The following is a 26479-nucleotide window of genomic DNA, read 5'->3' on the forward strand; positions in this document are numbered from 1 at the left end:
TTAGTAAGCGTTTACATTTTGCCAGGGAGTTGAAATGATGAAGCATCCTTATTTGTTTGATGAACATGAAATCTTTCGCAAGTCACTTCGGAGATTTCTGGAAAAAGAGGCTTATCCCTTTTATGATGAATGGGAAAATAATAGAATCATCCCCCGTTCATTTTGGGAAAAGATGGGCAAGCAAGGATTCCTATGTCCGCATCTTCCTGAAGAATATGGAGGCTCAGAAACGGATTGGGGATATTCCGTCATCATTAATGAAGAACTTGAACGTGTGGGTTCAGGATTAGTGGGAGTCGGGCTTCACAGTGACATTGCTGTTCCCTATATTGCCAGCTACGGAACAAAGGCTCAAAAAGAGAAATGGCTCCCAGGGTGTACGAAGGGTGAAATCATTACTGCGATAGCCATGACAGAGCCTGGGACCGGTTCAGATCTTGCCAATATCTCTACAACGGCTTTTCTTGATGGAGACCGCTATATATTGAATGGGCAGAAAACCTTTATCACAAATGGAATTCACGCTGATTTGGTCATCGTGGTATGCAAAACGAATACAAAAGCAGTGCCAAAGCATAAAGGAATCAGCCTGCTTGCTGTCGAGCGGAATAACCCCGGATTTTCAAGGGGAAGGAAATTGAACAAGGTCGGCCTCCACTGCCAGGATACGGCAGAGCTAATCTTCGAGGATTGTGAGGTACCTAAAGAGAATCTGATTGGCGAAGAAGGCGAGGGCTTTTTATATTTAATGGAAAAGCTCCAGCAGGAACGACTTATTGTAGCGATTGCAGCCCAAGTCGCAGCAGAGGAGATGGTTGCTGACACCCTGGAATATGTGAAGAACCGTGAAGCCTTTGGAAAAGCAATCGGGAAATTCCAGAATACGCAATTTAAAATGGCTGAGATGGCAACAGAAATAGAAATGGGGCGAACATTCCTTGATAGCCTGATTGCAAGCCATCTTGCAGGAGAAGATATCGTAACCAAGGTTTCCATGGCTAAGTGGAAATTGACGGAAACAGCGAGACGGATTTCCATGGAATGTATGCAGCTTCATGGCGGTTACGGCTATATGGAAGAATATAAAATTGCCAGGAGATATCGGGATATTCCTGTTGCAAGCATTTATGCAGGAACCAATGAGGTCATGAAAGGCATCATTGCCAAAAGACTCGGTTTATAGATATGAAAGGAAGGATGCTCAATGCGTGAAGTTGTTATTGTAGAAGGAAACCGCACACCTGTTGGAAGACGTAATGGCCTGCTTAAAAATGTGAGGCCAGATGATCTGGCAGCCTTGGTTTTGAAAAATCTGGCTGAAAGAGCTGGAATTAGTCCTCATATCATAGAGGACGTGATTCTGGGATGCGTAACCCAAACGGGTGAGCAGGCAGGTAATATTGCGCGGACAGCCGCTTTGATAGCAGGCTTTCCGATCGAAGTTCCCGGAACAACAATCGACAGGCAATGCGGCTCAAGCCAGCAAGCTGTCCATTTTGCCTCACAGGCCATTCTATCCGGTGACATGGATGTGGTGGCTGCTGGCGGAGTGGAAAGTATGTCGAGAGTTCCGATGGGCAGCAATTATCAGGGTGCAGGAATCAGTGAAAGCTTAAAGAAAAGCTATGATATGGTCCATCAGGGTATTTCAGCAGAGCTTATAGCCGAAAGATATGGTCTAACCCGCGAAGAATGTGACCTGTTTGCACTTCAAAGCCATGAAAAAGCAATCAAAGCCAGAAATGCCGGCTTTTTTGAAAGAGAAATCCTTCTAGTTGAGGTAATGGATGATCTAGGTGAAAGGTCAATCATGAAGGAAGATTCAGGCCCGCGGAGCGAAACGACATTAGACGCATTGTCGGGTTTGAAATCAGTTTTTAAAGAAGATGGCCTGATTCATGCAGGAAATTCAAGCCAAATCAGCGACGGGGCAGCAGCCGTTTTGCTCATGGAAAAAAATAAAGCATTGGAGCTTGGGCTAAAGCCTCGCTTTAAGATTCATACACGTGCCGTTGTAGGTTCCGATCCGACACTGATGCTGACAGGACCTATACCTGCTACAAAGAAAGTGCTTGAAAAGTCAGGACTGAAGCTTGAGGACATAGATATTTTTGAAGTGAATGAAGCTTTTGCCCCTGTTCCTCTAGCATGGCTGAAAGAACTTGGGGCAGATCCGAACAAACTGAATCCAAACGGAGGTGCGATAGCTCTTGGCCATCCTTTAGGGGGAAGCGGAGCACGGCTGCTTGTCTCGCTTATGCATGAACTTGAACGGTCCAACGGCAGGTACGGGCTGCAGACAATGTGCGAAGGAAACGGCATGGCAAATGCAACGATTATTGAACGGTTAGACCTATAAAAAGGAAAATGGGGGAATATCATGGAGGCTACTATTGGCGAAATTTTTGACGCGGCAGCAGAACGATTTCCGGATAAAGAGGCCATATATGATGTAAGAAGAAATGTCCGTTACACCTACAGGGAGTGGAGCGAAAGAATCCATGCCCTGGCACAAGCTTTTATAGCTGAGGGTATAAAAAAGGGCGATCGGGTTTCTGTCTTTTTGTACAATAACGAAGAGCTTGCAGCAGCCTTTTTTGCCTGCGCAAAGATTGGAGCGGTATTTAATCCGATAAATTTCCGGCTGATGCCTGAAGAAGTTTCATATATTCTGAGTGATGCCAAGCCAAAAATCCTGCTATTTGAGAGTGCCCTGAGACAGGTCATTGACGATATTGAAGGCCGGTTTCCTCATACAAGTTTCTGGTACATCGATGATAAACCCCCTTCCTATGCAGCAGACTTTAAGCAGAAAATAAAGCAAGCAAAAACATCCGAAATAACAGGCGGGGTTACACAAGATGATATTTACGCCATTATGTACACTAGCGGCACCACTGGCCGGCCTAAGGGAGTCCTTCACAGGCACAGGGAAATGACAGAGCAAAGCAAAATCCTGAAAGAGGCGACAAAATTGGATCAGCATGATGTGGGCTTAATTGCAGCTCCCATGTTTCATTGTGCTGAGCTTCACTGTGCGTTCCTTCCCCGTATACAGTCTGGAGCAGGAAATATTGTGGTGCATGGATTTCAGCCAAAGGAAGTGCTGCGTTTAATCGAAAGTGAAGGAGTCACAAAGTTATTTGCAGCTCCAGCTATGTGGAATATGCTCCTTCAAGAGGATCTCAGCCAATATTCTCTGAAAAGCCTGAAGCTGGGACTGTACGGTGCCGCACCTATGGCTCCCTCTTTAATTATGGCCTGCCGCGAAAAATTGGGAATCGAGCTGGTTCAGGCATATGGAATGACCGAAATGGGGCCAGCCATTACACTTCTTGCGGAAGAAGATCAAATAAGGAAAGCAGGATCGGCCGGCAAGGCATGCTCCGGCCATGAAATTATCATAGTCCGGCCGTCTGAGGACGGACCTTCTGATCCAGATGATGTGCTGCCGGCTTTTGAAACGGGGGAGATACTTGTCAAAGGGCCCTGTATGATGAGCGGATATTATCAAAGGGATGAAGCTAATGAAAAAGCCCTTTATAAGGGGTGGTACCATTCGGGAGACATTGGTTACTTAGACGATGAAGGGTATTTATGGGTAAAGGACAGAGTGGATGATATGATCATCTCCGGCGGGGAAAATATCTATCCTAGGGAAGTGGAGGATACACTGTTTGGACACAATGGTGTGCTGGATTGTGCAGTAATCGGGCAGCCTGATGACAGATGGGGAGAAACGGTCACTGCCTTTGTAGTGGCTAAAGACTCTGAGCTGACAGAAGCAGAACTGGAAGAATGGTGCAAGAACAGCCGCAGCCTGGCAAATTATAAACGTCCCCGAAAATATATATTCTGTGAAGCATTGCCAAGAAATGCGAGCGGCAAAGTACAAAAGTTCATGCTGCGCAAGGAAATTGGGCAAATCATTACCGGAAGCAATAAGTAAATGTACCAAGGGAGTATATTAGAATCCTATTTAACAAGCAGGGAGCAATAAATGCTCCCTGCAAGTTTACTTCTGTTTTCTCTTTTTTGCCCGCATATCTGCGGCATCTGACCGCTTTTGGGCTTCTAGGTCATTTTGATCAGCAAGCTCTTGTGAAAATTCAACATCTAAACCATCATGCTTCATTTCTGCAGGCACCTGCGGAAGTTTTTGCTTGTTTTTATCGCGGTTTTTATGAATGCTGTTTCTTCCCATGTTAAGCAGCCTCCCATAGAGAAAATCTTTTTGAAATGATATAATTTCAATATCACTTCAATGTTATTGTTAGCAGAATGGCTGTTTAAATGTCAGGTAATTGCCTCCAAAAATTCCTTAGCGTTTTCCCCTTTTAACATCAAATCCGCCAGCGCGGTCTGCGTGTTTGAACTCTCTGGCGTACAATACTGCCTGTGTGCTTGTTAAAGTGCTTTTTGTTCTATCCTTTTTTTTAGCTTCCAATGATATCATCTCCTGTTCATTACCTGTATTTTTTCCATAGAAATGAAATCCAATACCTGCATATGATCATTTATCAAGTAACTGTTCAAGTGCTCCTTTTAATAGGGGATAGTCAAATGTGAATGAATGTGAAAGTAATACATCTGGCATGACGCATTGTCCTTCTAAAACCATGCTGCTCATTTCTCCCATCACGGTTTTTAGGGCAATGGAAGGGACCGGGAGCCAATGTGGCCTGTGCAGGACTTCTCCAGCTGTCTGTCCGAACTCCTTCATTCTGACTGGGGCAGGCGCTGTTAGATTAATTGGGCCTGAAATGCTTTCATTTTGCAGACAATAATGAATGGCCCTTGCCGCATCGTGGATATGAATCCAAGAAAGCCATTGCCTGCCGCTTCCGATTGTACCTCCTGCAAATACCTTATATGGCATAATAATACTTGGCAGGGCACCCGCGTCCATTCCCAGTATGACCCCAAAACGGGCTATAACCATCCTGCCGCAGTATGCCTTGGCTTTTTTCGCTTCTTTTTCCCAGAGAACAACCGTCCTTGCAAGGAAGCCATCCCCGCTTTTTGTTTCTTTTTCTGTGTATGTGCTGCTCTCAGAGACCGGATAATAGCCGATTGCACTCGCGTTGATAACACATTCCGGCTTTTTTTCAAGGAGAGATAGAATTTTTGTCATTTCTGCTGCAGTTTCAATTCTGCTTTCAACGATTTCCCGTTTTCGTTTCTGTGTCCATCGTCCGCTGTTTAATGATTCTCCTGCAAGATTAATGAAGGCATCGATGCCTTCCAGTTCTTTTTCAGGATGGGCATCCTTTTGCAGCCATCTGATATATCGAATTCCCTGTGCTGGCTTATGTTTATCAGGGTTTCTTGTCAGAATGCAGATGTCATGCTTATGGGCGCGCAGTTCTTCAGTTATTGCCATTCCAATAAAACCGCTGCCGCCGGCAATGGCGATCTTCATAAAAACACTCCTTCATGACTGTATTGGATATAGATTTCCCGATTAACAAAACTGTATCATGTAATTGAAGTTTTTAAAAAAGTAAACCTTCTATAGAATGTGTTACAGTTAAAGCAGGGGGTAAAATTATGCCGAAAATCACCAAAATCACTACTCAAAAAAAACGGGCTGACCGTTATAATGTATATATAGACCATGGCAAAGGAGAACAGTATGCCTTTAGCGTGGACGAGGAAGTACTCATTAAGTTTCAGCTTAAGAAGGGCAGGGAACTGGAAGAGTTTGATTTAGCCGATATCCAGTATCATGATGAAATTCAGAAAGCTTTTACCATGGCACTGAATTATTTATCTCACCGGATGAGGTCTGAAAAGGAAGTCCGGCTTTATTTAAAAAAGAAAGAAGCAGAGGAGCCAATCATCCAGGAAGCCATTCATAAACTGTATCATTATAAATATTTAGATGAACTTGAATTTGCGAAAGCATTTGTCCGGACATATGCAAATGGCGGAAATAAAGGGCCATATACGATAGATATGGAGCTAAAGGAAAAAGGAATAGCAGACTCTGTAAGAGTGCAGGCAATGAATGAATATCCAATCGATCTGCAGATCGAACATGCCCGGAGCTTGGCTGAAAAATCTTTAAAAAAAGAAAAGAACCTGTCAAAGACGGCTCTCTCCCAAAAGATTGACCAAATTCTGTTGCGCAAAGGGTTTTCCCGGGATATTATTATGGAAGCTTTAAGCGAAGTTAAGGTTGAGAAAAGCCAAGGTGAAGAGTGGGAAGCCATATGTCTTCAGGCTGGAAAGATTAGCCGGCGGAATCAAAAATACACAGGCTTGGAGTACAGGCAGAGAATGAAGCAGGCCTTATATAGAAAAGGGTTCGATATCGGGTTAATTGACCGGTATCTGAATGAATCCGAAGACGTTGATTAAAAATCTTATCAAGCACATTAAAAGCGGAGGTGTTATTCAGTGAGTGAAGTAAGATACAGCCAAATGACAGAGCATGAGCTGCGGCAGGAAATAGGAGCTTTAAAAGAAAAAGCAAGAAAAGCGGAGCAGCTTGGCATGGTGAGCGAATTTGCAGTGCTGGAACGAAAGGCTGTTATGGCGCAGGCATATTTATTAAATCCTGAAGACTTCTTGCCTGGGGAAATCTATCAAATTGAAGGCGATCCCGGAACATACTTTAAAGTGGATTACTTAAATGGGGTTTTTGCGTGGGGGTATAGGATGAGCGGCAGCGGCGAAGAAGAAGCCCTGCCGATTTCAATGCTTATACCTGCCAAAAAAATCTAAAAAATCCAGAGGCAGCTGAGCCTCTGGATTGTTATACAACTTGTCAGCGAAGTGTGTCCGACGTTCTTTCATTCGAGGCTCTCATCCGCTCCTGTGGATGGGTATTAATGCTGCCATCCGGGCGTTTTGAAGCATACTCTGCTTTAGCCCTCGGCTCTCCCTCGAATTTATTATTGTTTTGATTCGGGAAATTTTTGGCTTTGTTTCTCATGGTTTTTTTCCCTCCAAACACAATGTAAAAGAATCGCGTTTCCGCGTACACTTAGTATGGGTAAAGAAGTACAAATTATGATTTTTTCAGGCAGAAAAAAATGGGTAGAGGTGAGAAAATGAAGGAATACCAAGAACGATTGACTCAGTCTCTTTTAGAGAAAAACGATCAAATTACGTTCAATCAAGCTTTGACATGGGTTGAGCTTCTCTGGGAGGATTTTGAAGCAACTTATGCAAAGGCCGGTCATGAATACGCAGGAGAAGAAATGACAGCGAGAGTCGTAAAGCAATGGATTGACAACTACGGGGACAGGCTGCATGAATTTATTGCAAGAAATCCTAAATATGAGCATTTATTGAACCAAAAAAATAACTTGCATTAAAAAATCCCCCCTTTTAAGGGAGGATTTTTTCTGTTTCGAAACTGATGAATTTAAAAAGGAATTAAATTCAGCTTTTTTCTGAGCTTTGCTTCACTGAATATCCAGCCTGTATAGGAGTTAAGGATATTTAAGTCCCGGTCCAGGTGGACGACGGCGACAAATGGGTAAAAGCCATTGCTGCGGTAGCGTAAATCAATAAAGCGGACTTCGTAATAATCCTTCACTGCCGTAATTTCCCATCGGTAAACAGGTGAAAAAGAAAGGAATGCCGCCAGATTTTTATCATGCTTTGCCGCGTCAAGCACTTCGCTTTCAGGCAGAGGAAGGCGGTCAAACTTGTCAAGAACCGTAACATACCCGTTTTCGGCACGCGCTACATAGAATTTGTTTCCTGTAATGACGGCAATTTTCCAGCGGTGATATTTCATTGTCGGTGAAAGGATGATTTTTTTAGCATCAGGAATCTGCTGCTTTACAGCTCTTTTAATATATCGCTGCTCCTTGAATCGGGCAAAATAGTAAATGACTAAAATGCCGTACATGGCAAGAAACGTATAGCCCGGCGGGAAGCCTACTCCCCACAGGACCAGGGCTGCAGCATGAATGCCGAAAATAAAGGGATCAAAGGTATTAATAACCCCAAGTGCCAGCCATCTGGATGAAATTGGCCGTAAAGCCTGTGTGCCATAAGAGTTGAAAATATCTACAAAAACATGCAGGAAAACGGCAAGGAAGGTCCAAAGCCACAAATGCAGCAAATTTGCTGAAGGAACGGCTGTAAAAATCGTAAACGTAATTAATACGGGCCAAAGCAGCACAGCGGGAATCGAATGAGTAATTCCCCTGTGATTTCGTATATAAACAGCATTGTTTCTGAGCTTTAAAACCGTGTCAATATCCGGAGCCTGGGAGCCTATAATAGTTCCAGCCATAATAGCATGTGCTGTTGACGTGTCGCCTAAGGCTGGATCCAGTGATGCAAGACCTCCTAAAGCGATCCCCATGACCAGGTGAGTGCCAGTATCCAACTAAGTAACCTCCCTGCTTAATAGCGGTCTGATATAATTGTTAAGAGTAATCATAGCTCATATAATTAGTATTCGCCAAAAGAATTTATTTTGACATATTGATTACACATATTACAATAAAAGAAAAGTACATCTTTTAAATGCTTTAAAGTATTTCATATATATATTCCCATTTTCTAAAGAAGTTTAACATCGCGGAGGAACAAATGTGAAGGAAAAAGAATTGCAGGGTTTGTCAGATATTAATATAACTGAATTTCAGCAGGATTTGCTTTCCTGGTTTGAAAAGGAACAAAGAGATTTGCCATGGAGAAAAAACAGCGATCCATACAGGGTATGGGTTTCAGAAATTATGCTGCAGCAGACAAGGGTAGATACTGTTATCCCTTTTTATAACCGGTTTATGGATTGGTTCCCTACAATTGAGGATTTCGCAGATGCCGATGAAGAAAAAGTGCTTAAGTCCTGGGAGGGGCTTGGATATTATTCCCGGGTCAGAAACCTCCATAGTGCCGCTAAGGAAGTAAGAGAAGCCTACGGCGGCATTGTTCCTGATAAACCTGAAGAAATTTCAAAATTAAAAGGTGTCGGGCCCTATACGGCAGGCGCAATATTAAGCATTGCTTATGGAAAGGCTGAACCGGCAGTAGATGGGAATGTAATGCGGGTACTGTCGCGAATTCTTAAGATTAAAGAAGATATTGCAAAGCCTAAAACAAGGATATTATTTGAAAGGGCTGTCAGGGGCCTGATTGACCATGATCATCCATCTTTTTTTAATCAGGCTTTAATGGAGCTGGGTGCCTTGATATGTACGCCTGGAACACCCGCATGCCTATTATGTCCTGTACGCAGCCATTGTCAGGCCTTTCAGGAAGGCATACAGTCTGAGCTTCCTATCAAGATTAAAAAGAAAAAAACACGCAATGTACCGCTTGTTGCTGCAGTGCTGACAAATGAAAAAGGTGAATTCCTGATTCATAAGAGGCCTTCTGAGGGTCTGCTTGCAAATATGTGGGAATTCCCCAACTTTGAAATACACACTGAGCTTATGACAAAAAGGGAGTACTTCGCAGAGGAATTTCGCAAGCTCTTTGAAGCAGTGGCTGATATTGGTGAATTGGTAGCTGAAATTGATCATGTTTTTTCTCACCTTGTCTGGAAAATCGATGCATTTAAAGGCACAGTAAGCAGTCATATTGATAGTACTATGTTAGAAAATCAGCAGTATAAATGGGTTTCTGAAAAGGAAATAGAACAATATGCATTTTCGGTATCACATCAAAAAATTATGACGGGTTATAAAAATTCCCAATGAAAAAGGAAGCGGAATATTCCGCTCCCCTTACTTCCATTATAGCTCAATCATAGCTTTCATTAGTACCATGTGTATAATCGGCTTCACTTCTTTGAAGGCCGCCGCGCTTTTCAATTTCCTCCACAATCTCCTTGTGGATTGACTGGCCTTCCTGGTTCAGGTAAGGTACCATTTGCTGCAGGGAATGATGGAAGTAAGCTAGCTCGCTTTTTTCCCAATCGGATTTTGGCAATAATGATAATTCTGTCATGTCACGGCCAACGTACATAATAACACTCCTTTTTCTTTATATTTTTCTTAAAAATAAACATCTTTATTCTTATTTTTCCAAATAGAAGGGACGATAAACAAATGACAAACAAAGTAGCATTGGTAACAGGAAGCAGTAAAGGGCTTGGAAAGGCGACTGCCTTAAAGCTGGCTGAAGAGGGATATGATCTTGTCATCAACTATGCCAGAAGTAAATCCAAAGCGCTGGAGGTTGCTGCTGAAGTTGAAGCAATGGGCCGGAAAGCGCTTGTTGTAAAAGCCAACGTAGGTGATGTGGCGAAAATAAAATCCATGTTTGCCGAGATTGAAGAGTATTATGGCAGGCTGGATGTATTCATATCAAATGCTGCATCTGGCGTTCAGCGTCCATTGATGGAACTTGAAGAGTCACACTGGAATTGGACCATGGATATCAACAGCAAAGCCCTGTTGTTTTGCGCACAGGAAGCTGCCAAATTAATGGAGAAAAATGGCGGAGGGAAAATTGTCAGCATCAGTTCACTGGGTTCTATCAGATACCTTGAAAATTATACGGTAGTTGGAGTTTCCAAAGCAGCACTTGAAGCACTGACACGTTATCTTGCAGTTGAACTGGCTCCAAAAAATATTACGGTAAATGCTGTTTCAGGCGGAGTGATTGATACAGATGCCCTTAAACATTTCCCTAACCGAGAAGAATTATTGGCAGATGCGGCAAAAAACACTCCTGCCGGACGAATGGTGGAAGTATCGGATATGGTAAATGCCATTCTCTTTTTAATAAGTGACCAAACGAGCATGATCTGCGGACAAACCATTATTGTAGATGGAGGAGTTTCACTTCTCGTATAGGTTTGGATAATTGGATAAATTTAACTGATATTTATTCGGATATCACCCCGTACTCCTGGTTATTCTATTATCGTGGAGGTGATTACGAATGGAGAACAACAAAACAACACAAGCTGGAACTAACGTACAGAAAGTTCAACAGCAAAATCAACAAGCATCTGCAGGAAAAAGCCAATCTGGACAGGGCCAATTTGGCACTGAATTTGCAAGCCAAACTAACGTGCAAGAAGTGAAGCAGCAAAACCAGCAAGCATCTGCAGGAAAAAGCCAATCTGGCCAAGGCCAATACGGTACTGAGTTTGCTAGCCAAACTGATGTACAAGAAGTAAAAAGACAAAACCAGCAGTCTCAATCTGGAAAATCTTCCAAAGCATAAGCACAAGAAAAAGGCATTCTTCTCTTCAGAAGAATGCCTTTTTTGTTTATGCTCTTTTTAGAATATGTTCTGTGAGGGGATCCCATAGTTAAATCAGCCACCTTGTTCTATAGCAGCAAAGTTTACGAAGTCAGCACTTTAATAAAATTCATTGAAGCTGAACAGGGCGCCTCCGCCTCCTGATTCGTCGAGCTGCAGCGCCCAGCTTCCTGTGCAAAAGACCGATGGAGGCCAGAAGGCAAAGACAGGCCTTCAGGCCTCCATCGCCTATTTGCTTCGGAAGCTGATCAGGGCGCCTCCGCATCCTGTATTCGACAAAAGTTCTGTTTGGTCTACATTTTAAGTCAAAGGACAATCAGGTGGAAGCAAGAATATTTGGAGGAGGGGAAATCATTATATAAATGATGGGGCGGTGTATGGATATGAAAGAGTTTGACCGGCTGATTAATGAACAGCTTAAAACGATGGAGAAGCTTTTATTTATACAATCCGAAATTGAAAGATGCCAGGAAATCGAACAGCAGCTCCGGGCCTTGCAGGAATTGACCGAGTTAGATTCCATTCAGGATGAGATTTTACGGATGAAACAGGAATTATCTGCAATTCATGATATGTTTGAACAGCAGACAGAAGAGGTCATCAGGTACTATCAGGAAGGGCAGGCAGCAATCATCTAATCAGTCACGCTGAATCCGGCTTAAGCTTAAATAAGGTTGATTGGAGCGAAAGGTGCGAGATTCCTGGAGCGGAAATCAACCCCTTGTTCCATAGCAACAAAGTATACGAAAAAAAGTCCTAAGGGGCTATCTTACAGTAATTGTCTTCAGCCAATAATGCGGGAATTTTGCAGCTTTTTTGCAGATTTTTTAAGTATTATTGGCTTTATGGCACATTTTTACTGATAGATAGCCTCTTTTGTTTTAAATTTTTGAATAAATCGCTATAATAAAGGAATATAGGAAATCGAATAAGATACAGTATAACCGCCATTAGAAAAGTTTTGTAAGATGTTTAAGGAAGGCAGGGGAGAATAATTATGGGGATTCCCACCGAGGGAGGAAAAATCCAAATTCAAAGTTATAAGCATAATGGGCATATCCACCGGATCTGGGAAGAAACCACCGTTTTAAAAGGGACGCAAAATCTTGTCATAGCGGCAAATGATCGTACAATGGTAACGGAATCTGACGGAAGAACCTGGATAACGAGAGAACCGGCAATATGCTATTTTCATTCTAAATATTGGTTCAATGTTATTGGGATGCTTAGAGAAGACGGTGTGTACTATTATTGCAATATCAGTTCTCCGTTCACTTGCGATACGGAAGCGCTTAAGTACATTGATTATGACCTGGATATTAAGGTGTTTCCGGATATGACTTTTAATTTACTGGATGAAGATGAGTATGAAAGGCACCGCAGGGAAATGAATTACCCTGATGCAATCGATGCTATCTTAAAGAGAAATGTCGATTATTTAATTTACATGATACGGCAGAGGAAAGGCCCTTTTTCTGCAGAATTTATTGATTCCTGGTATGAACGGTTTTTAACATACCGTTAGTGCCGAAAGCCTGTTGCATCAACAACAGGTTTTTTTTTGAGACAAAACTTACTTACGGAGGAATTTTGTGGACAGCGTAAAAAGATATCTGCGGTTTGTTAAGCCATATAAGTGGCAAATTGCAGGAACAGTCATCATAGGACTTTTAAAATTTGGTATACCGCTTTTAATTCCTGTTCTTACAAAATATGTTCTGGATGATATTATTGCCAACAAACACTTAACGTCATCTGTAAAAACGGAAAAGCTTTTCTGGGTTATGGGAATTATGCTGGTGATATTCGTGGTTGTCAGGCCGCCTGTTGAATACTACCGGCAATACTATGCCCAATGGACCGGCACGAAGATTCTATTTGATATCCGGAATGAGCTATTCAGCCATATCCAGAAATTAAGCTTTAAATATTATGCCAATACCCGGGCTGGAGAAGTCATCTCCAGGGTCATAACAGATGTAGAGCAAACAAAGAACTTTGTAATCACGGGGCTTATGAATCTCTGGCTTGATATAGCAACCATTATTATCGCGATCATAATCATGTTTACCATGGATGTAAAGCTCACCATTGTCTCCTTGGTGATGCTCCCATTTTACGCATTTTCCGTGAAGCATTTCTTTGGAAAGCTCCGAGATTATACGAGAACGCGCTCGCAGGCTCTTGCAGATGTTCAAAGCCATTTGGGTGAACGTGTTTCTGGAATGCCTGTTATTAAGAGCTTTGCCATAGAGGATCACGAATCAGAGCTGTTTAAAAAACAAAATCAAAACTTTTTGGACAAAGCGCTGGCGCATACAAGCTGGAATGCCAAGTCTTTTGCTGTTGTTAATACCATCACCGATATTTCGCCTTTGCTGGTTATTGGCTATGCAGGTTATCAGGTGATAAATGGCCCGCTGTCAGTAGGAACGATGGTGGCCTTCATCGGGTTCATCGACAGGCTGTATAATCCCTTGAGGAGGGTAGTCAACTCTTCAACTACCATGACACAAACACTAGCCTCAATGGACCGTATGTTTGAGTTCATTGATGAAAAATATGACATTGAGGATAAACCAGATTCTATATCACTGAACCATGTAGAAGGCAATCTTGATTTTGAGAATATTTCGTTTGCCTATGATGAATCAGAAGAGCCAGTTTTAAAGAATTTGAACCTTCATGTCCGTAAGGGTGAAACCATTGCATTGGTTGGGATGAGCGGAGGAGGAAAGTCTTCGCTAGTCAGCCTGATTCCAAGGTTTTATGATGTCAGCAGCGGAAGGATTTTATTGGACGGCACAGATTTGCGGGATTTCAAGGTCCGCAGCCTGCGCGATAAAATTGGGATGGTACTGCAGGATAATATCCTATTCAGTGAGTCGGTTGTCTCGAATATCAGGATGGGCAAGCCCGATGCAACCATGGAAGAGGTAATAGAGGCAGCAAAGGCAGCAAATGCCCATGACTTTATAGAAAACCTGTCAGAAGGTTATGAAACGAAGGTAGGAGAGCGCGGTGTTAAATTATCCGGAGGGCAGAAACAGCGTGTTGCCATTGCAAGGGTGTTCCTGAAAAACCCTCCGATCCTCGTGCTGGACGAAGCAACTTCGGCTCTTGATCTGGAAAGTGAGCACTTAATCCAGGAGGCACTGGAGGAGCTTGCGAAAGAGAGGACTACCTTCATTGTTGCCCATCGGTTATCCACGATTACACATGCTGACCGGATAATTCTTATCGAGCATGGAGAAATAACAGAAATGGGAAGCCACGAAGAGCTGATGAGAAGACAGGGAGGCTATTATAACCTCTTTCAGGTACAGCAGCTGGATTCATAAACCCGCACACAAAAGCCCCCAAGTCAATTGGGGGCTTTGGCTTTATTTATTTGTGTCCTGATTTCTCATGGATTTTAATGTTTCACGGAACATGTTATCGTTCATTTTGGAATCCATTTTAGGCTGAACAGAAGGTTCTTCTAGTTCTTCTATTTCTGCCTTAGGAGTATCGGTAGGGGTTTTCATGCTTTGCAGGGCATTCCTGTAAGCATTATCATCCATTTTTAACGTTTCTTCTTCTGCCCTCACATCAGGCATTGGCTGCACAGCAGTTTCATGGGCTTCTTCAGCCGGAACAGGAGGCATGGAAGAAGGCGTTTCTTCATGAAGGGCCGGTTCTTGCTCAACATGTGCCCCGCTGCGGGATGATGACCTTATATTCATGGTAACTAAGCCGGCTGCTACCAAGATCGCTACAATTATAAAAATAATCATTGCCATCTTATATCAGTCCTCCTTATCGCTCATTTTTAAATGATTTTGCGACATTCGCTACACGTGCTCCTAATATCCTGCCGAGTGCCAGGCCTTCCTCAGAAATTGCTTCGGTACTATCTGGAGGGCAGGTTACACCTACTCCATAATATGAGCCATAAAGGGCATTTTCACGGATGTTGCTTGGCATGCCAGTGATGATCATTCCCTGGTGCAGCATTGGAGTGATTAAGTTAAGCATCGTAGCTTCAAGTCCGCCGTGGACAGTAGCTGTTGTACAGAAAACTGCACCAATCTTATCCTGAAGCTTTCCTTCGGCCCAAAGATATCCCAATTTGTCGATCCATGATTTCAATCCTGAACTGATTGTTCCGAAATGTCCTGGGCATCCCCAGATAATGGCATCCATTTCAGGAAGCTTATACACATCTGCCTGGCTGACATGATCAATAAATACCTCAGCACCGCTTACTCCATCTGCTCCCTCTGCGATAGATTCCGCAAGAGCTCTAGTGTGTTCGCCTTCGCTATCATACACAACATAAATTTTCATGAAAGAAAAACCTCCTGTTAATTAAATGTAGCCTTCTGTGATAATAGTAAACCTCCCGATAAGGGGAGGTTTACTATTTCTTTATTTCGTTTCATTCACTGGAGAAGGAAGCAATTGAATTTCGTTTTTCTTTTTTGCTTCTTGTCTCTTTTTATCTTTTCTTACATCACGCAGGAAGAAGCTTAGTATTAATCCGACAACAGTAAATCCTGTTGCCCAGAAGAAGGCATCATTGATTCCCATAACATTGGATTGCAGCTGAATTTGGCCGGACAGCAGCGATACGGCTGTCTGCTGGGCTGATGCAGCTGTTTGGTGCATGGAAGCCATGATATTTTGAACCAGAGTCTGCAGATTTTGCGAGAATTCCGGATCAGTTGTGCTCATCTGGTTTCCCATTGTAGTTGCATGGAAGATGGTCCTGTTTGTATAAATGGTAGTGACCAAGCTTGTTCCGATTGCGCCGGTTACCTGGCGGATTGTATTCGTCATGGCGGTTCCGTGGCTATTTAAATGGCGGGGCAGCTGGTTCATGCCTGCTGTCATAATCGGCATCATCAATAGAGACATTCCGAATGAACGAATCATGTAAATACCTAATAGTGTTGTATAAGCAGTATCAGGCGTTATTTTAGTAAATTCAAACGTTGTTACAATAGTGACCAGCAATCCGACTATACCAAGGGGACGAGGTCCTACTTTATCAAACAGTATCCCCGAGATAGGGGACATAACCATCATAACAAGGGCTCCTGGAAGCATGAGAACACCTGATTGAACAGGCGTAAAGCCTCTTAGGTTCTGCAGATAGATCGGAAGCAGGAACAGCCCTGTGAACATTGATACGGTGATGATGGCTGAAATGATATTGGATAATGTGAATATGTCATACTTGAAAACCCTGAAATCGAGCAAAGGTTTTTCTGATTTTAGCTGCTGGATAACAAATCCGGCAATAGACAGAAGACCAAGCACGATCATAACCACTACAATTGAGTCTGACCATCCTTTTGAACCGGCTTCACTGACTCCATAAAGAAGGGCAGCCACACCGAAAAGGGAAAGAAATGCGCCGAATGCGTCGAGTTTGATTTTTTTTGGCTCGATTACATTACGCAATGTGATGAAAGCGACGATTACAATAATCGCTCCAAGCGGAACCATTCCATAGAACATTAAACGCCATGTATAGTGTTCTATGATCAGGCCTGATAGGGTAGGGCCGATAGCCGGTGCGAACATCATCGCAAGACCAAAGATCCCCATCCCTCTACCGCGCATATGCGGCGGGAAAATAAACATAATCATAGTCATAACAAGCGGCTGAAGCACACCGCCGCCTGCAGCCTGAATTAAACGGCCAGTCAATATTACGGAGAAAGTCGGTGCAATTCCGCAAATGAAAGTACCGATTGTGAAAAGTATCATAGCCAATATAAAAAGTATCCTTGTGCCAAAGCGTTCAATAAGGAACGCTGAAAGAGGAATTAACGCACCGTTGACAAGCATGAATCCTGTGGAAAGCCACTGGATGGTTGTGGCTGTTACGTTAAACTCTGTCATCATGCGCGGCATAGCCACGCTTAGAAGGGTTTGGTTTAAGATAACTAAGAATAAGCCAAGCATTAATATAACAAGCAAGGGAATATGCTGTCTAACTCCCTGGTCGTTATTTTCGATACTTTGGGCAGCCATTAAACCAGCCTCCTTTCTTGTAAAGTAAACAAATCAAATTATTTTGTGGAAATTTTAACTTCTGCGTTCATACCTGGAAGTACTTTATCAGATGGTGCTTTAATTGAGATTTTAACAGGAACCTTTTGAGTTACTTTAGTGTAGTTGCCACTTGAATTTTGAGACGGCATGATAGAGAACACTGAGTTTGTAGCATATCCGATATCTTCTAGAGTACCTTCGAAAGTAGTGCCTGGATCTCCGTCAACTGTGATATCAACTGAATCGCCTTTTTCGATATCGCTTAATTCTGTTTCTTTAATGTTTGCAGTAATATAAATTTTGCTCATATCGATTGTTTGGCCCAATACCTGTCCTGCTTGAACCAATTGATCAGATGAAACTTGTTTTTTAACCACTGTTCCGTCTTGAGCAGAAGAAACAGTCACAGAATTTTTACCATCAGAGATTTTGCCAAGTGTATTTCCTTTTGAAACATTATCGCCTTCCTGCAGATCCCAGCCTTTTAGCTTGCCTGTTGTTGGAGCAACAATTGTATTAAGATCTCCGGCTACTTTTGCTTCGTCCGTCTTAACGAAGTTTGTGCTTTGATAGTAGTAATAAGCACCTCCGGCTACTAATGCAAAAATAATGATAATTCCTACGATATTAACTAGGACTAAACGACCTCTACCCATAAATCTTTCTCCTTTCAATCCAACGAAGTATTTTAAGTATTAAATTGGCGGATAATTTTCACGTCATCATTTTCAATAGAAATTGGTTCCGTCATTTTATCCAGCAATGCTGAAAACCGATAAAAGTCTTCAAGTTCTGTTTCATCCATTTGTTTAATAGTTTGGATGATTAAATTCTTAAAGCTCTTTGTTACACATTCAAGAACTTCAGATCCTTTTTCGGACAGTTGTACTCTGACAACACGCCTGTCTTTGTCATCATTGAAGCGGCATATTAAAGTTTGCTCTACAAGGCGGTCAATCAGCCTGGTGAGGGAACTGAGGTGGATATGAACCATTTCCGCCAGCTTGCTGACCCGGATGTTGTTGTTTTGTCCGACTTTATAGAGAATATGAACCTGCAGCAAAGTGATGTCATAAGGTTCTATGCTTTTTTCAAGAAACAAAGTACGTATTTTCCCAAGCAGTAATATTTTGTCATGAATGTGCTCTACCGCAGCAATAATACGGCTTTCTTCATTCAACACTTCACTCCCCAATCATGCTAATATTTAAGAACATTAAATGTTAACTAATATAAATATATTTCTTAACAAGAAATTATTCTAACAGAGATTTTTTGAATTGTCATCAATTTAATCCTTTATTTTTTATTATTTTTTCGAGGTAAAAAATGTAATTTTTCTTGTTTGATGTGAATAAAGGGGGATTCCATTATGTTGAGTATTTGATAAATAATAAAAAAATATTTATGTAAAACAAAAATGGAGCGCTTTCATGTCGGGCGGGAGAAAAAACAAAAAAAGGGCTATCCTCTAAATAAGAGGAAAACCCTTTTTATCAAGTCCAGCTCACAAGGAGCCGGACAAGGCTCAAGCAATTAATCTACATCTTCTGGAGGAAGATATACTTCATTATCATCTTTATGGAAAGTCTGAAAACTGCTGATCAATTTTTCTAAGTGCTCCATTTGCTCATCATACTCCATAATGGCAGAGAGCAGAGGGACAAGTCGTGCAGCTAATTCCTGATCATCAATTTCTGAATCCCTGCCGTAAAAAAGCGCGAGCAGGTCCTCACGGCTTAAGCATTCATCTGAAACACAGTCTGAATATACATCGCTGAATTTCACCTTGCCGATATATTTTAACAGCAATTGCTCATGCTTGCGGATCAGGCAATCCAGCTGATAAAGAAGCTTTACCTGGAAACCCTCAGGCATCATGCTTATTTCATGTTCAAATTTATGGATGCGTTTAAGTGTTTCAAAAGCTTTTCTTGTGGTGATGAGCATTTGCCGGTACACGACTTTCTTTCTGGCCTTGACATGGTTTTCTTTCAGTAAATATCCGCGTTCTTCTTTAAACATATGATAAAGCTGTTCAATTTGATAAAGGTCGTTCTTTAAATCGCCGATGTCCTTTTTTAACAATGTCCGTTCCGAGACATGGCGGGTGCTCATCCTGATCCACTTCAGGATATCCTCCGTGACATTTGTAATCCGCACATACAGCTTTGTTTCATATTTGGGAGGAATAAATACAAGATTAACCAGGAATGAGCTCAGGATCCCTAATAACACTGATGATAAACGAATGAAGGCAAAGGTGTAGAAATTACCCTGCTGCGCTTCCATAATCGATAAAGTGGTTACAATTGATAGGGTAATGGTATTGCCCATCTTAAGTTTAAGGTTGATTGAAATGACCACGATAACAGCTAAACCGATAATAAAAATATGATTGCCAAAAAAGAGAACGAATACAACAGCGACACAGGCTCCGATAAGATTTCCCTGAAGCTGTTCCACAATCGTCCTGTATGAACGGTAAATGGTCGGCTGTATGGCAAATATGGCAGATATCCCTGCTAATACCGGTACAGGCATGTGAAGCAGCTTTGAAAGATAAAGCGCTAAAACAATTGCAATTCCCGTTTTTAAAATGCGGGCACCAAGCTTCATATAAGTCCGTTTTCCTTTCTCATGGGTAAAATCCAGCTATGAATATGATTTTTTATAATGATTGCGATATAATTCCGGATAAATAAAAACTCCCTTTTAAATACTTTACACTAAAACCTATTTAAGTAAACAATAATGTAATATACAGGGTTTACCGATAAGTTTCAAGGGGAAATAGCCAGATTTTACAATTGTTTATAAAAACTATAATAAATAAGAAGGTTTACGGTCAAAACGGTTTTGAAGGATACGAAAGCCGGCACTGGATGCAGTGCCGGCTTCTTTGCAAATACAACATTGCTGTGCAATTACATCATTCTGTTGAAACAGAGGGATCGGCTTGCTGTTTGACTGGGACAACCATAATAAAATGCTCAGCCGGATTAGACAGAAGGGGAGAAAGGGATAATGCTTCTTCTTCCTGTTCCTGTTCTTTAAGCATGGCTGTATACGCCCCCAAAAGCTCGGAAATGTCCTGGATTCCTTTTGTGGAGAGTGTTTCTATCGTGACGTTCGCACCCTTTGCAATCCTTCTTTCGGCTGCTTCCTTCGTAAAGCCGGACTTCGGCTGCAGCCTTAAATAAACGACGCCTCCTGTCATGCCTGCACAAATCCATGGTCCTGGATCTCCAAGAACCAAGCCCCTGCCATTTGTCATGTACTCAAAGGCAAAGCCTTTTATATTGGCATGTACTGCGATATTTCCGCTTTCTACTTTTCCAATTGGCTGCTTTAACTGCCCGCCAATGATCATATCTGCTCCAGAAAGCCTGATTCCTGCTCTGGCATCTGCATCTCCCTGTGCAACAAGAAGCCCGTGCTGTGCCCCATATCCGAAGCCTTTTCCAACAGAACCATTATAGAAATTTCCATCCTTGCCGCGGGATTTGAAAATCCATATGTTCCCGCCGATGGCAGTCTTGCCGATGCCATCCTGTGCTCCTCCGCTGACCTGTATCTCAATTCCCTCTGTGTTATAAGCGCCAAGTCCATTTCCTGGTATGGAACCATTTTTGTAAATGAGCTGTACAGAAGGGAGTGATTTATAAGATCCATCCAATCTTCCCCTGACACGATGGCAGGAAACCCTGCTTCCGAGCACGCGCTGGTCGGAGGTGATTCTGTCATATGTTCTGGATTCATTGAGGTCATCTACCGCTGAGTCCAGATATTCTGCTCCTACAGCAGCTTGCAGTGCACCTTCATTTAGGCAGGCTGCTGTCTCCAGGCTGGGAAACTGGCTGATTTCGAGGGTTTTCAACAAATATGTTAAATCAAGAAGTTCCTTCCCCTTGACCTGCTGAAGCAGATCAGATCTGCCGACGATATCCTGCAGGCTTCTTGCACCAAGAGAAGCAGTAAGTGCTTTAAGTTCGTTCCCAAAAGCAGTAAACATATTGGTCAGCCCCTGAACAGCCAAGTCAAATTTACGGGGCACAAAACGGCGCAGCCCATGTTCTTTTGCTTCTGCTTCAGATTCTATCTGGGTGGCAATCCCAACATGGCATGTATCTAAATGGCAGCCTCTGCAGGTAGTGCATCCGACGGCGATCATCGAAAGGGTGCCAAATCCAACCCGATTCGCTCCAAGGAGCATGACTTTCAATACATCCAGCGAGCTTTTTAAGCCTCCGTCGGCCCAGATTTCTACATTCTGCCTGATTCCTGCTTCCAAAAGGGCATTATGGGCGGCCTTGACGCCAATTTCAACAGGAAGCCCTACATGCTGAAGGGCATGGATACGGGCTGCGCCGGTTCCTCCGTCAAAACCGGAAAGCGTAATGATATCTGCGCCGGATTTGGCTATCCCGACCGCTATTGTCCCGATATTAGGGACGACTGGAACCTTTACCGCCACTTTTGCTTTATCATTCGCCGTTTTAAGCTCGTGTATCATTTGTGCAAGGTCTTCGATTGAATAAATATCATGATTATTTGATGGTGATATAAGATCGGAGCCAATGGTTGCATTGCGTGCCTGAGCAATCTTGGCTGTTACCTTAGAGCCGGGAAGATGGCCGCCTTCACCTGGTTTGGCGCCCTGGCCGATTTTAATTTCCAGCAGGTTGGATGAATTAAGCAGCTCAGCATTCACCCCGAAACGGCCGGAAGCAATCTGCTGGCCACGGGATTTGGGATATTTGCCGAGCATATCTTTGATTTCCCCGCCTTCGCCATTCATGCTGATCATATTCAAACGGTCGGCAGCTTCAGCGTAGGCCCTGAAGGCAATTTCGTTTTGCGATCCAAATGACATGGAGGCAATGACAAACGGCAGGCTATGCTCACCGATAGATATGCTGACTTCTTCAGGGGAAAGAGGTTCTTCACCTGGAATCAGGGAGGTTAAATGCCTGATTGCTGTTGGATTCGCTTCTTCCTGTTCAGATATTTTTTCCCGGTACGCTTCATAATCTCCGGTAGACGCAACATCTCCAATCGATTTCCAGATCCGGGGGAACAAATGGAAGGTTTTTCCTATTCGTCCTTCAGTGCTATGATAATCTTGAGCCCTTTGAAGAGCGTCTTCTTTCATGCTGTCAAAATTGTATTGCAGTTCAGAAGAACCGAAGAAGTTCACAATGTTTAAATGCTGCCCGACTTCATCATTCAGCCCTATGCTTGAAAATAGGCGGCCATATCCCCGCAGCTCATGTATTCCTATAGTGGAAATCACTTTCTCAAGCCCTTTTGTCAGGGCATTGTACAAATTAACGGCAGGTCCGGCTGTTTCTGCAGGCAGTGTCAAGAACATGTAATAAGGGCTGATTGCATCGGCACCAAGTCCGTATGCGGTAATAATATCATGCAGGGAACGGATTGCTGCAGACCTGACCAATAATGAGCAATTTCTTCTTTGGCCTGAACTCAATAGGGCCTGGTCAACAGCAGAGACCGCCAGATGGGGATCAAGCCACAGATAATCATCATGATGGGCATCTGCGTCATCCAATATGATCAGTGTTTTTCCATCTTTAACAGCAGAGACTGCTTCATCGGCTATTCGGGATAATGCGGACGGTATGGATTCATCCCTCATAAAAACAGCGGAAATGCTGCAGCTGGATTTTTGTTCCTGATGGTATTTGATGAATTGGTTATAGCTTGGCTGAGCCAGGATATCTGAACAATCAATTCCGCTTTTTCCTTCTATAAAAATAGGTGTCAGAAGCTCCATTACTTTTTCTGCTTTTTCAGCCTTGAATAAAGCTGGACGTTTCCCGATAATCGTGCGTGTAGAAAAATGCTCGGTTTCCCTGTCCCGGTCAATGGCTGGGTTTGTAACAACGGCTACGCTTTCTTTTATAAAATCAGCTATATTTTTCCTCTGGGGATTGAGAGCTGCCAATGGTGCGTCGTGGCCTAATGAACGGATAGGCTCTGCCCCTTTTTCCGCCATTTGCTCAACCAGCTGCACATGATCTCTTTCCCAGCCAAATGCCTTATATTGCCCATTTTGGATACCAGCAGAGTGAGTGCCGGGAGCCAGCTTTTCAAACACCGGGGGCTTGAGGCGGATACTGTCACTGGAAAGAATGAGCCGATTGGAAAAGCGTTCATAGACTTCAGTCTGATAGGAGGTATAATCCAAGAGTACAATTGAATCTCCCTCCCATTTAAGGCCGATTTTTTCTCCAGGTCCGATGGGCTTCGGATCTCCGGTATATTCTGAAGAAGATATAATGCCAGGTTCAGATGAAAATAGATAAGAAGTTTCTGTTTCCAAATTCCATAAAGGCCGCAAGCCTAATGAGTCAACGGAAAAAACAGCTTCATCCCCAAACCTGGAGATGATCCCTGCAGGCCCTTGTGCAAAGTGTCCCCAAGCCTCCCGCAGATAGGTATATAAGTTTTGCAAATGCTCGGGATAGGCCTTTATTTCATTAATGATAGGGGGGAAGAGCATATCGATTGCTTCGAATAGTGAAAAGCCATGCCTGCAGATCAGCGTTTCAATGGTCCTGTTAAGATCCTGGGAATCACTGCCCTCCTTCAAGAGCGGGACGCCAATCATTTGTGCTTCTTCACGCAGCTTGGCAATGGTATTGATTTCTCCGTTATGGCCTAGAATGCTGAATGGCTGAACCCTGAAAAAGCTTGATAAAGTATTTGTTGAAAAACGGTTGTGCCCAAGTGTCATTGTGGAGGCTGCCAGCGGATCAGCAAGGTCAGGATAATAGTTTGGGAGAATATCCCCTGCACCCATCACCTTGTATATAGCATGATATTGGCTCAGGGAAGCTACATGTATAAAATCATTTTTTTCTATATCGTGTGTAATTTCAAATAGAGACTGTGTAATCTCCGTTTGTTCTGTAAAAGAAGAAAGGCATGCGAATTGCCAGAACACCGGATTTTCCTGGATGGCAATCGGTCCGAGAGCAGATGGATTGCAGGCTTTATCTGTTTCAAATACAAGTGACAAACCGGCAGCGCTAAGCTTTTCCTTTACCTCGTCCTTTAAGGCGGAAATATCGCCCTTTGTGCTCAGGAAAAGATGCCCGACTGCAAAGCTTGTGTTATCAGCAAGTCCGCCGTCAACATTTGCTGATTCAAGCTTTTTTTTCCAAAGGGCTCTTGGGATATCGATATGGATGCCAACTCCATCTCCTTCGCCATTAATAAAGCCGGCACGGTGATTCATTTTTACTAAAGCATCTATGCAGGTGAAAATATTTTCCCTTGCAGGTATTCTTTTTTTCTCAATGCTTGCTACAATTCCGCAGGCATCATGCTCCTCGCGGTAAAACTCTTTGAATAACCCTGGATTCCATTGCTTTTGATTCATAAGTTCGGCGTCTATAAGGGGGAGCCTTATTTTGCCTTCACCTCCTGGTTTTATATAATGATGCTCTAATAAGTAAGGGGAATTTTTAGAGTGGCTCTGTTAGCTCTGCCAGCTATTTCTGCTTCAGTCACTGCGGTGCGATTTCAGTTCCGGGGCATTAACAGAGCCCCTATAAAAGGAAAGTAATTAATTTTCTGAATATTATTATAATGATACTAAATTAGGGATGATAAATCAATTTTTTATACAGGGCAGTGGATATGGTTTTTTTATAAGAAGGAAGGAAAATAAACTGTTCATCATAAATGTAACCGCTTTCTTTTGTAGCAGTAAAAAAACCCTGCAAAGCCTAAACCTTTGCAGGGTTGTATGATTTATGAATAATTATTCGTTTTCTAAAGAAGAACCAAGTGTTTTAAATGCATGTTCAACAGCTTTTAAAGTATAAGCGATATCTTCTTCGGTATGCTCGGTTGTTAAAAACCAGGCTTCATACTTTGATGGAGCAAGGTTGATGCCCTGATGAAGCATCAGTTTAAAGAACTTGGCAAACATTTCGCCGTCCGTGTTTTCTGCTTGTACATAATTTTCCACTTTTTCTTTAGTGAAGAAAATTGTAAGCGCACCTTTCAGGCGATTGATGGTAATCGGGACCTGATAGCGTTCAGCTGCTGCGAGAATCCCTTTTTCGAGTATGGCGCCAAGATGGTCAAGCTTCTCATAAAGGCCTTCCTGCTTCAGTACCTCTAAGCAGGCGATTCCTGAAAGCATCGATGCAGGGTTTCCAGCCATTGTACCAGCCTGATATGCAGGTCCAAGGGGAGCGACTGTCTCCATGATTTCTTTTTTTCCGCCGTAAGCGCCAATCGGAAGGCCGCCGCCTATGATTTTGCCTAGAGCAGTTAAATCAGGCTGCACGCCAAGAAGATCCTGGGCTCCGCCGTACATAAAGCGGAAAGCTGTAATGACTTCGTCAAAGATAACAAGTGCGCCTGCATTGTGGCTATGTTCCAGGACAGCTTCCAAGAAACCCGGATTAGGTTCGACAATGCCGAAATTTCCTACAATCGGTTCGACAAGCACACCGGCAATTTGATCTCCCCATTTTTCCAGGGCTTCTTTAAATGGTTCAATATCATTGAATGGAACAGTAATAACCTCTTGTGCGATGCTTTTCGGGACGCCTGCTGAATCTGGCGTGCCGAGAGTAGAAGGGCCAGACCCCGCTGCTACAAGCACAAGATCGGAGTGGCCATGATAGCAGCCTGCGAACTTAATGATTTTATCTCTTCCTGTGTATGCCCGTGCTACACGAATCGTTGTCATGACTGCTTCTGTTCCGGAATTGACGAAACGGACTTTGTCCATGTATGGCATGGCTTCTTTCAGCATCTTTGCAAATTTCACTTCATGGGGAGTTGGTGTACCGAACAAAACCCCTGATTCTGCAGCCTTCTTGATGGCTTCCGTTATATGGGGGTGAGCATGGCCGGTAATGATCGGGCCATATGCGGCTAAATAATCAATATACTTATTGCCGTCAACATCCCAAAAATAAGCACCCTGTCCCCGTTCCATAACAACGGGAGAACCGCCTCCAACAGCCTTATAAGAACGGGAAGGGCTATTCACACCCCCGACAATATGCTCCTGCGCTTCCCTATGTAAACTCTCTGAATTCGTAAACTTCATCACATATCCTCCTCTAAACCAAACTACAACAATCTATTCTAGCACAAAACCACCCGGAATTGTGGTCTGGGAAATGGGGTCTGACCCCCATCACCAGGTAGAGGAAAGCCTTTGTATCACACATCCTGCTGCGGGGGGCAGGGTCGG

Annotated in this window: 26 protein-coding genes; 12 read left to right on the forward strand and 14 right to left on the reverse strand. The window is 43.1% G+C overall.

Annotated elements, in window-relative coordinates; translation table 11 throughout:
* The first annotated feature begins 37 nt into the window (after positions 1 to 37).
* The 3 genes from ACN6MY_RS06110 to ACN6MY_RS06120 are packed head-to-tail and all read left to right on the forward strand — an operon-like array spanning position 38 to position 3949.
* Positions 38 to 1183, forward strand: a complete 1146-nt coding sequence (locus tag ACN6MY_RS06110; RefSeq protein WP_419884092.1) for an acyl-CoA dehydrogenase family protein — start codon at positions 38 to 40, stop codon at positions 1181 to 1183.
* A 21-nt stretch (positions 1184 to 1204) separates the two neighbouring features.
* A complete protein-coding gene (locus ACN6MY_RS06115; protein WP_419883187.1) occupies positions 1205 to 2359 on the forward strand; it encodes a thiolase family protein in 1155 nt (384 codons plus the stop codon).
* A gap of 21 nt (positions 2360 to 2380) precedes the next feature.
* Positions 2381 to 3949: a fatty acid--CoA ligase gene (locus ACN6MY_RS06120; RefSeq protein WP_419883188.1), complete on the forward strand. Its 1569-nt coding sequence runs from the start codon at positions 2381 to 2383 to the stop codon at positions 3947 to 3949.
* 66 nt (positions 3950 to 4015) lie between these two features.
* Here ACN6MY_RS06120 and ACN6MY_RS06125 read toward each other — a convergent pair whose 3' ends face one another.
* The 3 genes from ACN6MY_RS06125 to ACN6MY_RS06135 form a co-directional block, all read right to left on the reverse strand.
* On the reverse strand, positions 4016 to 4204 hold the full coding sequence (locus ACN6MY_RS06125) for a YfhD family protein (RefSeq protein ID WP_071351569.1): 189 nt from the start codon (positions 4202 to 4204) through the stop codon (positions 4016 to 4018).
* A gap of 117 nt (positions 4205 to 4321) precedes the next feature.
* Positions 4322 to 4456 (reverse strand): YfhE family protein, encoded by a 135-nt coding sequence (locus tag ACN6MY_RS06130; RefSeq protein WP_083392138.1) that lies wholly within the window; start codon positions 4454 to 4456, stop codon positions 4322 to 4324.
* A 57-nt stretch (positions 4457 to 4513) separates the two neighbouring features.
* The gene (locus tag ACN6MY_RS06135; protein ID WP_419883189.1) at positions 4514 to 5422 is read right to left on the reverse strand and encodes a TIGR01777 family oxidoreductase; all 909 of its coding nucleotides are present in this window, start codon (positions 5420 to 5422) and stop codon (positions 4514 to 4516) included.
* Positions 5423 to 5550: 128 nt separating this feature from the next.
* Here ACN6MY_RS06135 and recX point away from each other — a divergent pair, with 128 nt between their 5' ends.
* Both recX and ACN6MY_RS06145 read left to right on the forward strand, forming a co-directional pair.
* Positions 5551 to 6363 carry a recombination regulator RecX gene (gene recX, locus ACN6MY_RS06140; RefSeq protein ID WP_419883190.1) on the forward strand — a complete coding sequence of 271 codons (813 nt, stop codon included), beginning with the start codon at positions 5551 to 5553 and terminating at the stop codon, positions 6361 to 6363.
* A 39-nt stretch (positions 6364 to 6402) separates the two neighbouring features.
* Positions 6403 to 6729: a YfhH family protein gene (locus ACN6MY_RS06145; protein ID WP_419883191.1), complete on the forward strand. Its 327-nt coding sequence runs from the start codon at positions 6403 to 6405 to the stop codon at positions 6727 to 6729.
* A 43-nt stretch (positions 6730 to 6772) separates the two neighbouring features.
* On the opposite strand, the gene ACN6MY_RS06150 is transcribed toward ACN6MY_RS06145, so the two are convergent.
* Positions 6773 to 6940: a small, acid-soluble spore protein K gene (locus ACN6MY_RS06150; protein WP_090990667.1), complete on the reverse strand. Its 168-nt coding sequence runs from the start codon at positions 6938 to 6940 to the stop codon at positions 6773 to 6775.
* Between the two features lie 118 nt (positions 6941 to 7058).
* Between ACN6MY_RS06150 and ACN6MY_RS06155 the strand changes: the two genes are divergently transcribed.
* Positions 7059 to 7325, forward strand: coding sequence for a YfhJ family protein (locus tag ACN6MY_RS06155; RefSeq protein WP_419883192.1), 267 nt, complete (start codon positions 7059 to 7061; stop codon positions 7323 to 7325).
* Between the two features lie 50 nt (positions 7326 to 7375).
* Here ACN6MY_RS06155 and ACN6MY_RS06160 read toward each other — a convergent pair whose 3' ends face one another.
* A complete protein-coding gene (locus ACN6MY_RS06160) occupies positions 7376 to 8353 on the reverse strand; it encodes a metal-dependent hydrolase (RefSeq protein ID WP_419883193.1) in 978 nt (325 codons plus the stop codon).
* Positions 8354 to 8561: 208 nt separating this feature from the next.
* Between ACN6MY_RS06160 and mutY the strand changes: the two genes are divergently transcribed.
* A complete protein-coding gene (mutY, locus tag ACN6MY_RS06165) occupies positions 8562 to 9671 on the forward strand; it encodes an A/G-specific adenine glycosylase (RefSeq protein WP_419883194.1) in 1110 nt (369 codons plus the stop codon).
* A gap of 43 nt (positions 9672 to 9714) precedes the next feature.
* Here mutY and ACN6MY_RS06170 read toward each other — a convergent pair whose 3' ends face one another.
* Positions 9715 to 9939, reverse strand: a complete 225-nt coding sequence (locus tag ACN6MY_RS06170; RefSeq protein WP_090990663.1) for a hypothetical protein — start codon at positions 9937 to 9939, stop codon at positions 9715 to 9717.
* An 83-nt stretch (positions 9940 to 10022) separates the two neighbouring features.
* Here ACN6MY_RS06170 and fabL point away from each other — a divergent pair, with 83 nt between their 5' ends.
* From fabL to ACN6MY_RS06195, 5 genes are all read left to right on the forward strand, one after another.
* Complete coding sequence (gene fabL / locus ACN6MY_RS06175; RefSeq protein WP_419883195.1) at positions 10023 to 10772, forward strand: enoyl-[acyl-carrier-protein] reductase FabL; 750 nt, start codon at positions 10023 to 10025, stop codon at positions 10770 to 10772.
* 88 nt (positions 10773 to 10860) lie between these two features.
* Positions 10861 to 11148, forward strand: a complete 288-nt coding sequence (locus ACN6MY_RS06180; protein WP_419883196.1) for a gamma-type small acid-soluble spore protein — start codon at positions 10861 to 10863, stop codon at positions 11146 to 11148.
* Between the two features lie 422 nt (positions 11149 to 11570).
* Positions 11571 to 11825, forward strand: coding sequence for a YgaB family protein (locus ACN6MY_RS06185; RefSeq protein WP_419884093.1), 255 nt, complete (start codon positions 11571 to 11573; stop codon positions 11823 to 11825).
* Between the two features lie 359 nt (positions 11826 to 12184).
* Entirely contained in the window at positions 12185 to 12712 is a 528-nt protein-coding gene (locus ACN6MY_RS06190; RefSeq protein WP_071351558.1) for a DUF402 domain-containing protein, read from the forward strand.
* Between the two features lie 67 nt (positions 12713 to 12779).
* The gene (locus ACN6MY_RS06195; protein WP_419883197.1) at positions 12780 to 14528 is read left to right on the forward strand and encodes an ABC transporter ATP-binding protein; all 1749 of its coding nucleotides are present in this window, start codon (positions 12780 to 12782) and stop codon (positions 14526 to 14528) included.
* Positions 14529 to 14570: 42 nt separating this feature from the next.
* On the opposite strand, the gene ACN6MY_RS06200 is transcribed toward ACN6MY_RS06195, so the two are convergent.
* From ACN6MY_RS06200 to ACN6MY_RS06235, 8 genes are all read right to left on the reverse strand, one after another.
* A complete protein-coding gene (locus ACN6MY_RS06200; RefSeq protein WP_419883198.1) occupies positions 14571 to 14969 on the reverse strand; it encodes a hypothetical protein in 399 nt (132 codons plus the stop codon).
* A gap of 16 nt (positions 14970 to 14985) precedes the next feature.
* Positions 14986 to 15516 (reverse strand): NAD(P)H-dependent oxidoreductase, encoded by a 531-nt coding sequence (locus ACN6MY_RS06205; RefSeq protein ID WP_419883199.1) that lies wholly within the window; start codon positions 15514 to 15516, stop codon positions 14986 to 14988.
* Positions 15517 to 15597: 81 nt separating this feature from the next.
* Complete coding sequence (locus ACN6MY_RS06210; protein WP_419883200.1) at positions 15598 to 17211, reverse strand: DHA2 family efflux MFS transporter permease subunit; 1614 nt, start codon at positions 17209 to 17211, stop codon at positions 15598 to 15600.
* Between the two features lie 38 nt (positions 17212 to 17249).
* Positions 17250 to 17888 carry an HlyD family efflux transporter periplasmic adaptor subunit gene (locus ACN6MY_RS06215; protein WP_419883201.1) on the reverse strand — a complete coding sequence of 213 codons (639 nt, stop codon included), beginning with the start codon at positions 17886 to 17888 and terminating at the stop codon, positions 17250 to 17252.
* Positions 17889 to 17920: 32 nt separating this feature from the next.
* Complete coding sequence (locus ACN6MY_RS06220; RefSeq protein WP_419883202.1) at positions 17921 to 18412, reverse strand: MarR family winged helix-turn-helix transcriptional regulator; 492 nt, start codon at positions 18410 to 18412, stop codon at positions 17921 to 17923.
* A 356-nt stretch (positions 18413 to 18768) separates the two neighbouring features.
* Positions 18769 to 19851, reverse strand: coding sequence for an FUSC family protein (locus ACN6MY_RS06225; protein ID WP_419883203.1), 1083 nt, complete (start codon positions 19849 to 19851; stop codon positions 18769 to 18771).
* A 313-nt stretch (positions 19852 to 20164) separates the two neighbouring features.
* Entirely contained in the window at positions 20165 to 24640 is a 4476-nt protein-coding gene (locus tag ACN6MY_RS06230) for a glutamate synthase-related protein (RefSeq protein WP_419883204.1), read from the reverse strand.
* A 384-nt stretch (positions 24641 to 25024) separates the two neighbouring features.
* Positions 25025 to 26332, reverse strand: a complete 1308-nt coding sequence (locus ACN6MY_RS06235; RefSeq protein ID WP_419883205.1) for a glutamate-1-semialdehyde 2,1-aminomutase — start codon at positions 26330 to 26332, stop codon at positions 25025 to 25027.
* Positions 26333 to 26479 lie beyond the last annotated feature (147 nt).

It is taken from the genome of Peribacillus sp. B-H-3, from assembly GCF_048572925.1.
Lineage (GTDB): Bacteria > Bacillota > Bacilli > Bacillales > DSM-1321 > Peribacillus.

What these genes read in the sequence shown, in the direction of transcription:
- ACN6MY_RS06210 (WP_419883200.1), bottom strand. Translation starts at nt 17,211, where the DNA reads ATGGCTGCCCAAAGTATCGAAAATAACGACCAGGGAGTTAGACAGCAT.
- ACN6MY_RS06180 (WP_419883196.1), top strand. Translation starts at nt 10,861, where the DNA reads ATGGAGAACAACAAAACAACACAAGCTGGAACTAACGTACAGAAAGTT.
- ACN6MY_RS06200 (WP_419883198.1), bottom strand. Translation starts at nt 14,969, where the DNA reads ATGGCAATGATTATTTTTATAATTGTAGCGATCTTGGTAGCAGCCGGC.
- ACN6MY_RS06170 (WP_090990663.1), bottom strand. Translation starts at nt 9,939, where the DNA reads ATGTACGTTGGCCGTGACATGACAGAATTATCATTATTGCCAAAATCC.
- ACN6MY_RS06110 (WP_419884092.1), top strand. Translation starts at nt 38, where the DNA reads ATGAAGCATCCTTATTTGTTTGATGAACATGAAATCTTTCGCAAGTCA.
- ACN6MY_RS06125 (WP_071351569.1), bottom strand. Translation starts at nt 4,204, where the DNA reads ATGGGAAGAAACAGCATTCATAAAAACCGCGATAAAAACAAGCAAAAA.
- recX (WP_419883190.1), top strand. Translation starts at nt 5,551, where the DNA reads ATGCCGAAAATCACCAAAATCACTACTCAAAAAAAACGGGCTGACCGT.
- ACN6MY_RS06225 (WP_419883203.1), bottom strand. Translation starts at nt 19,851, where the DNA reads ATGAAGCTTGGTGCCCGCATTTTAAAAACGGGAATTGCAATTGTTTTA.
- ACN6MY_RS06235 (WP_419883205.1), bottom strand. Translation starts at nt 26,332, where the DNA reads ATGAAGTTTACGAATTCAGAGAGTTTACATAGGGAAGCGCAGGAGCAT.
- ACN6MY_RS06185 (WP_419884093.1), top strand. Translation starts at nt 11,571, where the DNA reads ATGAAAGAGTTTGACCGGCTGATTAATGAACAGCTTAAAACGATGGAG.
- ACN6MY_RS06120 (WP_419883188.1), top strand. Translation starts at nt 2,381, where the DNA reads ATGGAGGCTACTATTGGCGAAATTTTTGACGCGGCAGCAGAACGATTT.
- ACN6MY_RS06205 (WP_419883199.1), bottom strand. Translation starts at nt 15,516, where the DNA reads ATGAAAATTTATGTTGTGTATGATAGCGAAGGCGAACACACTAGAGCT.
- ACN6MY_RS06130 (WP_083392138.1), bottom strand. Translation starts at nt 4,456, where the DNA reads ATGATATCATTGGAAGCTAAAAAAAAGGATAGAACAAAAAGCACTTTA.
- ACN6MY_RS06230 (WP_419883204.1), bottom strand. Translation starts at nt 24,640, where the DNA reads ATGAATCAAAAGCAATGGAATCCAGGGTTATTCAAAGAGTTTTACCGC.
- ACN6MY_RS06135 (WP_419883189.1), bottom strand. Translation starts at nt 5,422, where the DNA reads ATGAAGATCGCCATTGCCGGCGGCAGCGGTTTTATTGGAATGGCAATA.
- ACN6MY_RS06115 (WP_419883187.1), top strand. Translation starts at nt 1,205, where the DNA reads ATGCGTGAAGTTGTTATTGTAGAAGGAAACCGCACACCTGTTGGAAGA.
- ACN6MY_RS06215 (WP_419883201.1), bottom strand. Translation starts at nt 17,888, where the DNA reads ATGGGTAGAGGTCGTTTAGTCCTAGTTAATATCGTAGGAATTATCATT.
- ACN6MY_RS06150 (WP_090990667.1), bottom strand. Translation starts at nt 6,940, where the DNA reads ATGAGAAACAAAGCCAAAAATTTCCCGAATCAAAACAATAATAAATTC.
- fabL (WP_419883195.1), top strand. Translation starts at nt 10,023, where the DNA reads ATGACAAACAAAGTAGCATTGGTAACAGGAAGCAGTAAAGGGCTTGGA.
- ACN6MY_RS06190 (WP_071351558.1), top strand. Translation starts at nt 12,185, where the DNA reads ATGGGGATTCCCACCGAGGGAGGAAAAATCCAAATTCAAAGTTATAAG.
- ACN6MY_RS06155 (WP_419883192.1), top strand. Translation starts at nt 7,059, where the DNA reads ATGAAGGAATACCAAGAACGATTGACTCAGTCTCTTTTAGAGAAAAAC.